Source organism: Myroides fluvii (assembly GCF_009792295.1).
GTDB classification, from domain to species: Bacteria; Bacteroidota; Bacteroidia; order Flavobacteriales; family Flavobacteriaceae; genus Flavobacterium; species Flavobacterium fluvii_A.
Window position 1 is genome coordinate 2,536,385 of the sequence record NZ_CP039934.1, and the last position, 16,394, is coordinate 2,552,778.

At 36.8% G+C, this 16,394-nt stretch carries 6 protein-coding genes; all 6 read left to right on the forward strand.

Going from position 1 to position 16,394, the window contains the following annotated elements; all coding sequences use genetic code 11:
- Position 1: 1 nt before the first annotated feature.
- The 6 genes from mnmD to FBR08_RS11670 all read left to right on the forward strand — a co-directional run bounded on the left by mnmD (position 2) and on the right by FBR08_RS11670 (position 16,130).
- Positions 2-673 carry a tRNA (5-methylaminomethyl-2-thiouridine)(34)-methyltransferase MnmD gene (gene mnmD / locus FBR08_RS11645; protein ID WP_158962866.1) on the forward strand — a complete coding sequence of 224 codons (672 nt, stop codon included), beginning with the start codon at positions 2-4 and terminating at the stop codon, positions 671-673.
- Between the two features lie 432 nt (positions 674-1,105).
- Positions 1,106-2,422: a gliding motility-associated C-terminal domain-containing protein gene (locus FBR08_RS11650; RefSeq protein WP_158962867.1), complete on the forward strand. Its 1,317-nt coding sequence runs from the start codon at positions 1,106-1,108 to the stop codon at positions 2,420-2,422.
- Positions 2,423-2,434: 12 nt separating this feature from the next.
- The gene (locus tag FBR08_RS11655; protein ID WP_158962868.1) at positions 2,435-3,367 is read left to right on the forward strand and encodes a PorP/SprF family type IX secretion system membrane protein; all 933 of its coding nucleotides are present in this window, start codon (positions 2,435-2,437) and stop codon (positions 3,365-3,367) included.
- Positions 3,368-3,378: 11 nt separating this feature from the next.
- Positions 3,379-5,346: an OmpA family protein gene (locus FBR08_RS11660; RefSeq protein WP_158962869.1), complete on the forward strand. Its 1,968-nt coding sequence runs from the start codon at positions 3,379-3,381 to the stop codon at positions 5,344-5,346.
- A 34-nt stretch (positions 5,347-5,380) separates the two neighbouring features.
- Complete coding sequence (locus FBR08_RS11665) at positions 5,381-13,696, forward strand: beta strand repeat-containing protein (protein WP_158962870.1); 8,316 nt, start codon at positions 5,381-5,383, stop codon at positions 13,694-13,696.
- 19 nt (positions 13,697-13,715) lie between these two features.
- On the forward strand, positions 13,716-16,130 hold the full coding sequence (locus FBR08_RS11670) for a hypothetical protein (protein ID WP_158962871.1): 2,415 nt from the start codon (positions 13,716-13,718) through the stop codon (positions 16,128-16,130).
- Positions 16,131-16,394: the final 264 nt, after the last annotated feature.

Below are 16,394 nucleotides of genomic sequence, written 5' to 3' on the forward strand. Positions count from 1 at the left end.
AATGAAGAGAAAGATTATAGTCACTTCAGATGGATCTCATTCCTTAGAAGTTGAAGAATGGGGAGAAACCTATCACTCCATTCATGGGGCGATACAAGAATCTAACCATGTCTACATCGAACAAGGACTGATGAAGTTTATGGACCAAGAAGAAATAAAAATACTGGAGTTCGGTTTAGGAACGGGGTTGAATGCCTTTTTAACCATGGCAACAACAGTGCCCAAACAAAAAAAAGTAGTGTATTACTCCATTGAAGCGTTTCCATTACTACATGAAGAATATGAGTTGTTGACTTTTCCTTCACTTTTACCAGAATTTCAAGAAGGAGAAGATCTATTTAAGGCGTTGCATCGAGTGCCTTGGAATAGGGAGGTGTCATTACATCCGCAAGTAAATGTGCATAAACTCAATGCTACATTCGAGACAGTAAAAATACAAAAATGCGATTTTGACGTCGTTTATTTTGATGTTTTTGGGTATCAATTTCAGCCTCATTTGTGGTCTGAAGCGATTTTTAAAACAGCGTATGACAGTTTAAGGCCAGGCGGAGTTTTAGTAACGTATGCTTGTCGAAACCCAATTAAGCGAAATATGAAAACGGCTGGATTTACCATCGAAATTGTACCAGGGCCTCCTGGGAAAAGAGAAATGCTTCTCGCTTATAAAAAATAAAACATAGACCTATCGAAAACCACTAGAAACAAACTTGTTTATTAGTGGTTTTTTTTATGAAATAAAGATACTCTGTTGATTTTGATGTTTTAATTTTTTTATAGGTAGAAAATCAGCTTTTTTAAATAAAAATAAAATTATCATAAAATTAGCTTTTGAGTAAAAGCATTGTTTAATTTGTTAAATATCGTGTATTTTAATGAATTTGTGTTATTTTTTGGTTAAATAGGTGGTATTTTTTAATGTTATTATTAAATTAACTTGACTTTATTATTTTGTTAGATTGTCGGTTTGTTCATTTTTTTATTTAAATTTATGTAAATTTTAGTATTTATATATTAAAATTATGATATGATTTAGTGATTCAATATATTGAAAAGTACAGCAATACTAAGCGATAGACCTGAATACCAACCATTAAATAAAATTTATATGAGTCAGCATTATTTAAAATTAACCTCATTACTACTTGTCTGTGTTCACAGCTTATCCTATGGGCAAGAGGGATCGGAGAACATCCAGCTCGTTAATACAGGTTTATTCATTGTTCGTCCAGAAACCATTTTATCTACTCGGTTTGATTTTACAAATACAGCCTCTGGTAGTTTTGTGAATGATGGAAGTGCGTATTATTATAAGGATTTTGCGAATGATGGTTATTATGGGATTTCTTCGTCACTGAAAAGTTCCTCTACTTATTTTATTTTAAGTAACGCTACGCAGGCTAAACGCATTTCAGGGAATAATTTAGCCTCGTTCTACAATGTGGAATTTGATAGTGAGTTAAATGGAGTTGCTTTTGATTTAAAAAGCAATATTGACATTGCGGGGATGGCTCATTTTAAAAATGGTATTGTAAAGGTAGATCCAACAAAAAATGAGACCACTTCACTGTCTCATGGTATGGTTACTTTCCTTGCTGGGGCTCAACACGAGAATGTTGGCAATCAGAGTTTTGTGGAAGGTGCGGTAGAGAAAAAGGGCAATGATCGCTTTGAGTACCCTATTGGGGATAAAAATAACTTCCGTCCAGCGTTGATTAGTGCACCAGATAATATTAATGCAACAATTGTAGGGCAATACTATTTAGAAGATGCTTCTTTTTTTGCTACACATAAGAATACAAGTGGGCTAATTAAGGTTTTAAACGAAAAAGAGTACTGGCGATTGGAAGGAAATTTGAAGCAACCCAATATGGTGGTGTTGAGTTTAGAATGGAATGAGGAAATTACGCCCTCTGAATTACTCGAAAATGCAGAAGAAGAATTACACATTGTGCGCTGGGATGCTAAACAACAAATATGGGTAGATGAAGGGGGAGTCGTGGATATGTCTTTGAAAAGAGTTACTACTGTAGCGGAAATTAAAGATTTTGGATATTTCACTTTAGCGACGGTCAAACGAGATTGGATTATAGAAGGCGATGTTGTGATTTATAATTTGGTTACACCAGATGGCGACGGTAAAAATGACTACTTCATTATTGAGAACATCAAAAAACATCCGAATAACCGGGTAGAGATTTATAACCGTTGGGGAGTAAAGGTATATGAAACAACAGGCTATGATCCGAATGGCGATGGAAGTTCAAACGTTTTTACAGGATATTCAGGAGGTAAAATTACGGTGGATAAAAGTAAAAAATTACCAAGTGGAACCTATTACTATGTAGTGACTTACGAATACCAAGATGCGAATGGTAGTCGCATGATTAAGAAGGCTGCTAATTTACATTTAGAGACCAATTAAATCCCAAAATAGATGAGACTAAAAAACACAATAAAGACATTTGTTCTTGGAGGGGTAGGTTTGTTTTGTATAGAACAATCCTATGCACAACAAGATCCACAATATACACAGTATATGTACAATCATTCGAACATTAACCCGGCTTATGCTGGAAGTAGCGAAGGGTTGAATATTTTTGGTTTGTATCGCACCCAATGGGTTGGGCTAGAAGGGGCTCCTAAAACAGCTACCTTGTCGGTGAATACTCCTTTGGGTGAGTCAGGATTGGGATTAGGGGTGAGTTTTGTCAATGATCACTTAGGGGTGATGGATGATAATACCTTGTCTGTTGATTTATCATATGCAGTGGATTTAAACTATGAGTATAAATTGGCTTTCGGATTGAAAGGGTCTGCCAATTTGTTGGATGTTAATTACAGCAAACTACATATTTACAATCCAACAGATCCTGTGGTAGAAGATGATATTACAAATGAATTTACACCCAATATAGGAGCGGGATTATTCCTGTATTCAACAAAGGCGTATGTAGGAGTTTCTGTGCCTACGTTATTAACTCGTTCACGCTATGACGATAATAGTGTGAAAACAATGCGCGAGAAAATGCACCTATATGTAACAGGGGGATATGTGTTTGATTTGAATCGAGATATCAAGTTCAAACCTGCAGCAATGGTGAAAATGGAACAAGGATCACCTTTGCAAATGGATGTATCTGCAAATTTCATGTTTGTAGATAAGTTTACAGCTGGAGTTGCTTATCGATGGGATGCTGCAGTGAGTGGTTTAGTGGGGTTTCAAGTATCGGACAATATTATGGTTGGTTATAGCTATGATGCGGAAACATCCAAATTGGCCCGTTATAATTCAGGGTCTCATGAAGTTTTTATGCGATTTACTTTGTTTAATAGCTATAAGCGCGTTGCTGCGCCAAGGTTCTTCTAAAAGATATAAGGATGGTAAGAAAAATAATACAAGTAGGAGTTCTGTCTGTGGCATTAAGCTTCAGCGTTTCAAGCTACGGTCAACTAAAGAAAGAGAAACAAGCCGATAAGAGTTTTGATCGCCTGGCTTATGTAGATGCAATCAAAGTATACGAACGCATTGCAGAAAAAGGATATATCAATGTCTCTGTTTTACAAAACTTAGGAGATGCGTATTACTTTAATGGAAAATTAGTAGAAGCCAACAAATGGTATACTAAGTTATTTGAAGGAGAATATGAGGATAAGAACATTGCTAAATTACCTTCAGAATACTATTATCGTTATGCGCAAACTTTAAAAGCAGTACAGGACTATAAAAAATCAAAACAGATGATGGATCAGTTTGCTTCTTTAGAGCAAGAAGATTCTCGAACTGATTTGTATAACAAAAATCGCGACTATTTAACGCATATTGAAAATCAAGCCGATCGATATAATATTACAGTTTTGGATTGGAATTCAGCGTATTCCGATTATGGGGGAACAATAGTCGGCGATCAGTTTGTCTTTACCTCTGCAAGAGCAACTGCAACCGATTCACTCAACGATAATTACATCCATACCTGGACCAATGAAAGCTATACTAGTTTGTATCGTTCAACCATAGGACCTAATGGTTTTGAAGAACCTGTTCTGTTTGCACCAGAGATTGACTCGAAAGTAAATGATGCTACTGCTGTCTTTACTCAGGACGGAAAAACCATGTATTTTACGCGAAATAATTCCAAGAAAAGCGGAAATATTAAAAAAAATAAAAATAAAACCTCTTTGTTGAAATTATACAAGGCAGAAAAGCAGGAAGATGGAAGATGGGGACAAGTAGTAGAATTGCCGTTTAACTCAGATAATTTCAATACTGCCCACCCCGCTTTAACACCAGATGATAAATGGTTGTATTTCGTATCGGACAGAAAAGGTACGGTTGGTCAATCCGATTTATTTCGCGTGGCTCTTTATGAAAATGGAGGATATGGTTCCATTGAAAATTTAGGACATACAATCAATACCGAAGGAAGAGAGAGTTTTCCTTTCATTTCGTCCGATTATCAATTGTATTTTTCGTCCGATGGCCATCTTGGATTAGGAGGATTGGATGTGTTTGTTGCTAAACTGTATCCCAACGGAAGTTTTGGTCCAGTAGTGAATATGGGAACGCCCATCAATAGTAACATGGATGATTTTGGATTCTACTTAGATCCAAAACAAAATAAAGGATTCATTAGTTCTAATCGCGCGGATGGACAAGGAGCAGATGATATTTACTTCCTAGCAGAAAAAGCTTGTAAGCAAACGATTGAAGGTATGGTGTATGATAAAGATACCAACGAAGTATTAGCAAATACCTTAATTGTTATATCCGATGCTTTATATCAAAAATCAGATACACTTTATACGAATAATAAAGGATATTATATCACTTCACTCCTAGATTGTGGGTATAAATACCGCATCAAAGCAGGAAAAGAATTGTATAATACTGTTGAAGTAGCCTTTAATTTAAACCGCGAACCAGGGGTTAAAACAGTGAATATCGGCTTAGAAAAAGCAGAAAAACCAATTGGCTTACAAGATGATTTATTTAAAAAACTACAATTACAACCCATTTACTTTGATTTTGATAAATCGAATATCCGTAGAGATGCTTCGATTGAGCTAATGAAAGTAGTAGAGGTAATGAAAGAATATCCTTCGATAAAAATCGATGTTCGTTCTCATACGGATAGTAGAGGTAATGACGAGTATAACCGAACGCTATCGGATCGTCGTGTAAAATCTACGATGAAGTGGATGATTGAACAAGGTATTAACCCAAGTCGCTTGACAGGAAAAGGGTATGGTGAAAGTCAATTGTTAAACAAATGTAGTAATGGTGTACCCTGTACAGCTACAGAACACCAAGAAAATAGACGAAGTGAATTTATTATACTCGAAATGTAATACACAGAAAAACATAATTTAAATAGCTAATCACATGAAAAAGAGATGGATTTTACTCGGTGCTTTTTGCACTGGGGCAGTAAGTTACGCTCAAGTTGGAATAGGAACCACTACCCCTAATCCATCCTCTCAACTTGAGATATCTTCTGATAAAAGAGGGGTTTTAATCCCTCAAATAACACTAAAAAACCTGACAGACGATATAACAATAGACAATGGAAATGTTGAAAGTTTATTGGTATACAATATTACCAGTGATGGAGTATTAATACCAGGGTACTATTTTTGGAAAAATGGAGCATGGAATCGATTGTTGACGGAGTTAGAAGGGAAAGAATGGAGCGGTACAAAAAACAAGAGTTTTATTGTAGAAAATGGCTTGCTAAAGCTATACGATGAAAATGATGATTTTGTATCGATCGATGTTGAAAAATTAAACATCGTGACTACTTTAATCAAAGATGTTTCAGGTAATGGAAAATACACCTATACGAATGAAGTAGGCGATGAGGTTATAATTGATGTAAAGGGAGATGTCATTCATAATTTCCAAGAAATTATCAACAATACAGAGGTACAGGAAATTATTAATACCATTGTCAAAAATGTTGGGGGAAATGTATACTTTGATGGAAATTCCTTTACTTATCTTAAACCAGATGGTACAACAGAAACCATTAACATTTCAACACTTGTAAAGGCCAATGAAACAATAACTACATTAGTCAAAGACGCATCAGGTAACGGTCAGTACACCTATAAGAATGAGGCGGGTAATGCTGTGATGATTGACGTTCAAGCCGATGTGATCAACAACTTTGAAGATATTCTGAACAATACAGATGTTCAAGAAATCTTAAATACGATCATCAACACTGTAGGAGGGAACGTTCACTATGACGGAACGAGTTTCACTTACGTGGATGCCACTGGTACACATACGATAGATTTAGGTCCGATAATCAAGGCCAATGAAACAATAACTACATTAGTCAAAGACGCATCAGGTAACGGTCAGTACACCTATAAGAATGAGGCGGGTAATGCTGTGGTGATTGACGTTCAGGCCGATGTGATCAACAACTTTGAAGATATTCTGAACAATACAGATGTTCAAGAAATCTTAAATACGATCATCAACACTGTAGGAGGGAACGTTCACTATGACGGAACGAGTTTCACTTACGTGGATGCCACTGGTACACATACGATAGATTTAGGTCCGATAATCAAGGCCAATGAAACAATAACTACCTTAGTCAAAGACGCATCAGGTAACGGTCAGTACACCTATAAGAATGAGGCGGGTAATGCTGTGGTGATTGACGTTCAGGCCGATGTGATCAACAACTTTGAAGATATCGTGAACAATACAGATGTTCAAGAAATCTTAAATACGATCATTAACACTGTAGGAGGGAATGTTCACTATGACGGAACGAGTTTCACTTACGTGGATGCGACTGGTACGCATACGATAGATTTAGGTCCGATAATCAAGGCCAATGAAACAATAACTACCTTAGTCAAAGACCCATCAGGTAACGGTCAGTACACCTATAAGAATGAGGCGGGTAATGCTGTAGTGATTGACGTTCAAGCCGATGTGATCAACAACTTTGAAGATATCGTGAACAATACAGATGTTCAAGAAATCTTAAATACGATCATCAACACTGTAGGAGGGAACGTTTACTATGACGGAACGAGTTTCACTTACGTGGATGCCACTGGTACACATACGATAGATTTAGGTCCGATAATCAAGGCCAATGAAACAATAACTACCTTAGTCAAAGACGCATCAGGTAACGGTCAGTACACCTATAAGAATGAGGCGGGTAATGCTGTGATGATTGACGTTCAAGCCGATGTGATCAACAACTTTGAAGATATTCTGAACAATACAGATGTTCAAGAAATCTTAAATACGATCATCAACACTGTAGGAGGGAATGTTCACTATGACGGAACGAGTTTCACTTACGTGGATGCGACGGGTACACATACGATAGATTTAGGTCCGATAATCAAGGCCAATGAAACAATAACTACTTTAGTCAAAGACGCATCAGGTAACGGTCAGTACACCTATAAGAATGAGGCGGGTAATGCTGTAGTGATTGACGTTCCTGCAGATGTGATTCAGAATTTCGAGACGATTATAGGTGATACCAATGTCGAGAATTTATTAAAACAATTCATTACCGTTAATGGCGGAGGAGTTCAATTTGATGGAAATGCATTTACTTATTTGGATGCGAATGAGGTTCCAGTTACTGTAACGGTTGAAACATTAGTTAAAGACCATGAAACGCTAACCACCTTAGCCAATGTCAATGGTGTATTAACTTATACCAATGAGGGTAATACAGCTGTTACTGTAGATATTCCAGCATTAGTAAAGGATAAAGAGACTGTGACTACATTCACGAATGTAAATGATGTATTCACGTATACAAGTGAGGATAATACAGCAACGCAATTAAACATTCCAGCATTAGTAAAGGCAAATGAAACGGAAACTACCTTAGTCAAAGACGCATCAGGTAACGGTAAGTATACCTATAATAACGAGAAAGGTATTCCAGTTGTGATTGATATTCCTGCAGATGTGATTCAGAATTTCGAGACAATTATAGGTGATACCAATGTTGAGAATTTATTAAAACAATTCATTACCGTTAATGGCGGAGGAGTTCAATTTGATGGAAATGCATTTACTTATTTGGATGCGAATGAGGTTCCAGTTACTGTAACGGTTGAAACATTAGTTAAAGACCATGAAACGGTAACCACCTTAGCCAATGTCAATGGCGTATTAACTTATACCAATGAGGGTAATACAGCTGTTACTGTAGATATTCCAGCATTAGTAAAGGATAAAGAAACGGTAACTACTTTAGCCAATGCCAGTGGAGTACTTACGTATACCAATGAGGCTAATACAGCTGTTACTGTAGATATTCCAGCATTAGTAAAGGCAAATGAAACGGAAACTACCTTAGTTAAAGACGCATTAGGTAACGGTAAGTATACCTATAATAACGAGAAAGGCACTCCAGTTGTGATTGACATTCCTGCAGATGTGATTCAGAATTTCGAGACGATTATAGGTGATACCAATGTCGAGAATTTATTAAAACAATTCATTACCGTTAATGGCGGAGGAGTTCAATTTGATGGAAATGCATTTACTTATTTGGATGCGAATGAGGTTCCAGTTACTGTAACGGTTGAAACATTAGTTAAAGACCATGAAACGCTAACCACCTTAGCCAATGTCAATGGTGTATTAACTTATACCAATGAGGGTAATACAGCTGTTACTGTAGATATTCCAGCATTAGTAAAGGATAAAGAGACTGTGACTACATTCACGAATGTAAATGATGTATTCACGTATACAAGTGAGGATAATACAGCAACGCAATTAAACATTCCAGCATTAGTAAAGGCAAATGAAACGGAAACTACCTTAGTTAAAGACGCATCAGGTAACGGTAAGTATACCTATAATAACGAGAAAGGTATTCCAGTTGTGATTGACATTCCTGCAGATGTGATTCAGAATTTCGAGACGATTATAGGTGATACCAATGTCGAGAATTTATTAAAACAATTCATTACCGTTAATGGCGGAGGAGTTCAATTTGATGGAAATGCATTTACTTATTTGGATGCGAATGAGGATCCAGTTACTGTAACGGTTGAAACATTAGTTAAAGACCATGAAACGCTAACCACCTTAGCCAATGTCAATGGCGTACTTACGTATACCAATGAGGGTAATACAGCTGTTACTGTAGATATTCCAGCATTAGTAAAGGCAAATGAAACGGAAACTACCTTAGTCAAAGACGCATCAGGTAACGGTAAGTATACCTATAATAACGAGAAAGGTATTCCAGTTGTGATTGATATTCCTGCAGATGTGATTCAGAATTTCGAGACGATTATAGGTGATACCAATGTCGAGAATTTATTAAAACAATTCATTACCGTTAATGGCGGAGGAGTTCAATTTGATGGAAATGCATTTACTTATTTGGATGCGAATGAGGATCCAGTTACTGTAACGGTTGAAACATTAGTTAAAGACCATGAAACGCTAACCACCTTAGCCAATGTCAATGGCGTACTTACGTATACCAATGAGGGTAATACAGCTGTTAGTGTAGATATTCCAGCATTAGTAAAGGCAAATGAAACGGAAACTACCTTAGTTAAAGACGCATTAGGTAACGGTAAGTATACCTATAATAACGAGAAAGGCACTCCAGTTGTGATTGACATTCCTGCAGATGTGATTCAGAATTTCGAGACGATTATAGGTGATACCAATGTCGAGAATTTATTAAAACAATTCATTACCGTTAATGGCGGAGGAGTTCAATTTGATGGAAATGCATTTACTTATTTGGATGCGAATGAGGATCCAGTTACTGTAACGGTTGAAACATTAGTTAAAGACCATGAAACGCTAACCACCTTAGCCAATGTCAATGGCGTACTTACGTATACCAATGAGGGTAATACAGCTGTTAGTGTAGATATTCCAGCATTAGTAAAGGCAAATGAAACGGAAACTACCTTAGTTAAAGATGCATTAGGTAACGGTAAGTATACCTATAATAACGAGAAAGGCACTCCAGTTGTGATTGACATTCCTGCAGATGTGATTCAGAATTTCGAGACGATTATAGGTGATACCAATGTCGAGAATTTATTAAAACAATTCATTACCGTTAATGGCGGAGGAGTTCAATTTGATGGAAATGCATTTACTTATTTGGATGCGAATGAGGATCCAGTTACTGTAACTGTTGAAACATTAGTTAAAGACCATGAAACGCTAACCACCTTAGCCAATGTCAATGGCGTACTTACGTATACCAATGAGGGTAATACAGCTGTTAGTGTAGATATTCCAGCATTAGTAAAGGCAAATGAAACGGAAACTACCTTAGTTAAAGATGCATTAGGTAACGGTAAGTATACCTATAATAACGAGAAAGGCACTCCAGTTGTGATTGACATTCCTGCAGATGTGATTCAGAATTTCGAGACGATTATAGGTGATACCAATGTCGAGAATTTATTAAAACAATTCATTACCGTTAATGGCGGAGGAGTTCAATTTGATGGAAATGCATTTACTTATTTGGATGCGAATGAGGATCCAGTTACTGTAACGGTTGAAACATTAGTTAAAGACCATGAAACGGTAACCACCTTAGCCAATGTCAATGGCGTACTTACGTATACCAATGAGGGTAATACAGCTGTTAGTGTAGATATTCCAGCATTAGTAAAGGATAAAGAAACGGTAACTACATTCACGAATGTAAATAGTGTATTCACGTATACAAGTGAGGATAATACAACAACGCAATTAAACATTCCTACTTTAGTAAAGGCCAATGAAACGGAAACTACCTTAGTCAAAGACGCATCAGGTAACGGTAAGTATACCTATAATAACGAGAAAGGTATTCCAGTTGTGATTGACATTCCTGCAGATGTGATTCAGAATTTCGAGACGATTATAGGTGATACCAATGTCGAGAATTTATTAAAACAATTCATTACCGTTAATGGCGGAGGAGTTCAATTTGATGGAAATGCATTTACTTATTTGGATGCGAATGAGGATCCAGTTACTGTAACGGTTGAAACATTAGTTAAAGACCATGAAACGCTAACCACCTTAGCCAATGTCAATGGCGTATTAACTTATACCAATGAAGGTAATACAGCTGTTAGTGTAGATATTCCAGCATTAGTAAAGGCAAATGAAACGGAAACTACCTTAGTCAAAGACGCATCAGGTAACGGTAAGTATACCTATAATAACGAGAAAGGCACTCCAGTTGTGATTGACATTCCTGCAGATGTGATTCAGAATTTCGAGACGATTATAGGTGATACCAATGTCGAGAATTTATTAAAACAATTCATTACCGTTAATGGCGGAGGAGTTCAATTTGATGGAAATGCATTTACTTATTTGGATGCGAATGAGGATCCAGTTACTGTAACGGTTGAAACATTAGTTAAAGACCATGAAACGCTAACCACCTTAGCCAATGTCAATGGCGTACTTACGTATACCAATGAGGGTAATACAGCTGTTACTGTAGATATTCCAGCATTAGTAAAGGATAAAGAAACGGTAACTACATTTACGAATGTAAATAGTGTATTCACGTATACAAGTGAGGATAATACAGCAACGCAATTAAACATTCCAGCATTAGTAAAGGCAAATGAAACGGAAACTACCTTAGTCAAAGACGCATCAGGTAACGGTAAGTATACCTATAATAACGAGAAAGGTATTCCAGTTGTGATTGACATTCCTGCAGATGTAATTCAGAATTTCGAGACAATTATAGGTGATACCAATGTCGAGAATTTATTAAAACAATTCATTACCGTTAATGGCGGAGGAGTTCAATTTGATGGAAATGCATTTACTTATTTGGATGCGAATGAGGATCCAGTTACTGTAACGGTTGAAACATTAGTTAAAGACCATGAAACGCTAACCACCTTAGCCAATGTTAATGGCGTACTTACGTATACCAATGAGGGTAATACAGCTGTTACTGTAGATATTCCAGCATTAGTAAAGGCAAATGAAACGGAAACTACCTTAGTCAAAGACGCATCAGGTAACGGTAAGTATACCTATAATAACGAGAAAGGTATTCCAGTTGTGATTGACATTCCTGCAGATGTAATTCAGAATTTCGAGACAATTATAGGTGATACCAATGTCGAGAATTTATTAAAACAATTCATTACCGTTAATGGCGGAGGAGTTCAATTTGATGGAAATGCATTTACTTATTTGGATGCGAATGAGGATCCAGTTACTGTAACGGTTGAAACATTAGTTAAAGACCATGAAACGCTAACCACCTTAGCCAATGTTAATGGCGTACTTACGTATACCAATGAGGGTAATACAGCTGTTACTGTAGATATTCCAGCATTAGTAAAGGCAAATGAAACGGAAACTACCTTAGTCAAAGACGCATCAGGTAATGGTAAGTATACCTATAATAACGAGAAAGGCACTCCAGTTGTGATTAACATTCCTGCAGATGTGATTCAGAATTTCGAGACGATTATAGAAAATACCAATGTCGAGAATTTATTAAAACAGTTTATCACGGTTAACGGCTATGTTAAGTTTGATGGAGAATATTTCACTTATATTGATGGGAATGGGCAATCTGTGATGGTAAACATTGGAGATCTTGTCAGAATGCATGAAACGGTAACTACTTTAGCCAATGTCAATGGCGTACTTACGTATACCAATGAGGGTAATACAGCTGTTAGTGTAGATATTCCAGCATTAGTAAAGGATAAAGAAACGGTAACTACATTTACGAATGTAAATAGTGTATTCACGTATACAAGTGAGGATAATACAGCAACGCAATTAAACATTCCTACTTTAGTAAAGGCAAATGAAACGTTAACGGTTCTTGAAAATATAGTAACGCAAGAGAGCGAGGAGAGTGGAGAGATTGTTGATATTTATACGCTAACCTATAAAGATGAAGCGGGAGATTTACATCCAATTGATATTAAAGTATTGGTAAAAGGAACAGAAACGTTAACCACGTTGGTTTATGATCCTGCGGCTCATATTTTAACCTACACCAATGAGAAAGGAGAAAAGACCGTTTTAGAGCTAACAGATTTAGTAGGAGGTAGTGAATCGTTAACCAAATTAGAATTTGATGCTAATACGAATTCCCTGTTGTTTACGGATGAGGAACAGATTATTCATACGGTTGATTTAGAGTCTATTAATAAGCATCCTTGGTATGATTCAGCGACACAAAAAATAGCAACATCCAATACGGCTAATATTTATACTAAAGGATGGGTGGGCATCGGATTTACAGAGCCTTCCAATGCACCAAGTGAAAAGTTAAGAGTCAATGGTAGTATCACAGCAGTAAATAGTTACTATGCCGATTATGTATTTGAAAATTACTTTGATGGCTATTCTGCTTTGAAGTATGATTACAACTTCAAGAGTTTGGATGTAGTAGAAGAGTTTATCAAAACAAATCGCCATTTACCTGGAATTACGCCAATTCACGAGTTGAATAAAACGGAAGAGGGATATGCGATTAATGTGTCTGAACTATCGATACAACTTTTAGAGAAAACAGAAGAGTTGTATTTGCACGTGATCGATCAAAACAAAGAACTCGAAGAAAAAGAAGCTAGGATTAAAGAATTAGAACAAGCCAATCAGGACATTTTACAAAAAGTAGATCGATTAGAGCTTATGCTTCAGGAATTCATGCAAAAAAACTAACTTTTTAAAACCATTAATTATGCAGTATAATCAGACAAGATATAAGAGAATGAAGTCTATACTTTCCTTCCTATTGATTCTTTGTATTGGGGTGTTTTCAGGAATTGCACAAACCAATATGACAAAAATAAAAGATGGTACCCTATCAGGTACCAGTCCTACGCCTAATCCAGGCGTTATCTTGGAGTTAGAAAGTGCCAATAAAGGGTTTCTAGCTCCGCGATTAACTACCCAACAGCGCGACGCAATTGCCGTAGTAAATCGAACCGATGGATTGTTAATTTACAATAAAACAACAGGCTGTTTTAACTATTGGAGTGAAGCTCAAGACACCTGGTTGAGTTTATGTGGAACTCCACCGCCTGCTGTATTCGATATTAGCACCATTCAATGTAGTGCTATAACGGTTAGTGGGACATTCAAACAAGGAAAAAATTTAGATACAGCTAATTATTTGACTATTCCTGTTACAGTAACGCAAGCAGGAACCTATGAAGTAACTGCTTTAACTGACAACGGGTATTATTTTACTACCAAAGGAACCTTTCCTTTAGCAGGTACATACACGATTATTCTAAATGGGGTAGGTACGCCAAATACGGGATATCCTTCTACGGATCCAGGTGATTTATTAACCATTACATTAAACAATAAACCCTCAACGTGTCAAAAACGTGTTTTTGTTGAAAATGCAAATGTGAGTTATACGGTTGATTGTCCACAGACCGTTGTGGAGGGAGAATATATGATTGGAAGGGCTTTAGTTCCTGCAAATAAAATGATCCTCAAGGTAGCTGTTACTACGGTAGGCTATTGGAGCATTGCAACCAACACAATCAATGGATACTCCTTTAGAGGAACGGGTACTTTTAGTACAACAGGTGCTCATACCATCGAATTACTGGGAACGGGTACACCGTTAGCTTCGGGAGTAAATAAATTTAATTTTACAACGAATTCAGATACCGATACTCGAAGATCTTGTACAGACATTGAGGTGACGGTACTGCCAATTAAATATACCGTAGCTTGTGCTCAAGCTGTTGTTGCTGGCGTTTACAAACAAGATGAAGCCATGACAGCATCTAATACAGTGACGATTAAAGCCACTGTGCAGGCGACAGGGGAAACGACTATTAAAACGAATACCGTTGCGGGAATTTACTTTACTTCAGGGCCGTTATCTTTTGATACACTGGAAGAAAGAGATGTGGTATTAACAGCCGTTGGAACACCAACAACTGCTGGTAATCAAACGTATACGTTAGATTTGGCAGTAGGTATGGTAGCGACTTGTTCCTTTGATGTACCAATAACAGCTCAGCCTGTGGCGTATAGTTTAACGTGTTCTACAATAACTATAGCCGGAACGTATGCACCAAACATCCCAATGAATGCTGCTAATACTATGAAAGTAAGCGTTAATGTACAATATCCAGGTGCGTATACCATAACGACGAACACCGTTAATGGAGTAACATTCTCAGCATCCGGTAGTTTTGCTTTAACAGGGACACAAGAGGTCATACTGACAGCTTCCGGTACGCCAACAAGTGGAGGAACACATCGTTATACCCTTACAACCAATAGTGCATTAGGAGCTAATACATGTAATAAAAACGTAGAGTTTATTTACCGTAAAATTAATATCCTTGGATTAGGGGGTGGGGGATATCAACCAGGTTCTGCAGCAGCTACATATTCCTCTAGAGGTATTTTACAAGCTGCAGCTAATTTTGGCCCGAATGGAAAAGTAAAAGTAGATGGTCTTATTATTTTTGATGGGGGATATTCAGTAGGAGCGACATTGAGAAATCATATTAATAGTAAAAAAATTGATGTGATTATTATTGGGTATAATTATCAGCCAGACGCGGGTTCAATTGCAATATTAGCGGACTTCGTGAAGAATAAAAAAGGAGTGCTACTTCATTCGCAAGAAAATGATGCACCAGGAACCAGAAATTTAATTAATGCAATTGCTCATTCGTCAGCTACTGCTGTTTCAGGAACAGGTACAACCTATGTCAATCCAATTCTAAATGTAGATGATCCTATATTGAATGGACCTTTCGGAGATATTCGTAATAAGCATAGTGGAAGTGATGTGAACAACTCCTACTACGTGACAGGGTATTCGAGTGAATTTACTAGTTTCTCACATCAAGAGGGAAATACATCCCGTTCTTGGTTCTTGAAACATGAATCGTTAGGTTATGTTTATTGTGGAGATTCAGGATGGATTGCTGGTGATGCGAGCAATACTTCTACTACCATTTGGCCAGCCCCAATGACTGCAGTAGGTGGAGCGCCAATAAGTAAAGCGTACTATGGAGGAGTGACTGTCTATAACAGTATCATGTATGCGAATGCCGTTACTTGGGCTATAAAATATGTTCAAGAACATACAGATGTAGATTACAATGTTCAATAGCAAAGTTTAAAAAAAACAGAGGGAGCCTATAAAACTCCCTCTGTTTTTTTTTAACAACTTGATTACAGCATTCAAACAAATAAAATAAAATCAGGTCAGTTATTCTTTGTTTAGAAATAATGAAGAATTCATTAAAATAAAGCAACCAAATCAAGTGCTAACCTATTAGAAGTAACGGTATGTTTTATTAATATTGATTTTAGTTTAAAAAAATGTAAAAAATAATAATGAAGTTGTTTTTTATTTGTTAATAGATTACTTTTG

Coding starts and splice junctions, on each gene's coding strand:
- FBR08_RS11670 (WP_158962871.1), top strand. CDS start 13,716: ATGCAGTATAATCAGACAAGATATAAGAGAATGAAGTCTATACTTTCC.
- mnmD (WP_158962866.1), top strand. CDS start 2: ATGAAGAGAAAGATTATAGTCACTTCAGATGGATCTCATTCCTTAGAA.
- FBR08_RS11660 (WP_158962869.1), top strand. CDS start 3,379: ATGGTAAGAAAAATAATACAAGTAGGAGTTCTGTCTGTGGCATTAAGC.
- FBR08_RS11650 (WP_158962867.1), top strand. CDS start 1,106: ATGAGTCAGCATTATTTAAAATTAACCTCATTACTACTTGTCTGTGTT.
- FBR08_RS11665 (WP_158962870.1), top strand. CDS start 5,381: ATGAAAAAGAGATGGATTTTACTCGGTGCTTTTTGCACTGGGGCAGTA.
- FBR08_RS11655 (WP_158962868.1), top strand. CDS start 2,435: ATGAGACTAAAAAACACAATAAAGACATTTGTTCTTGGAGGGGTAGGT.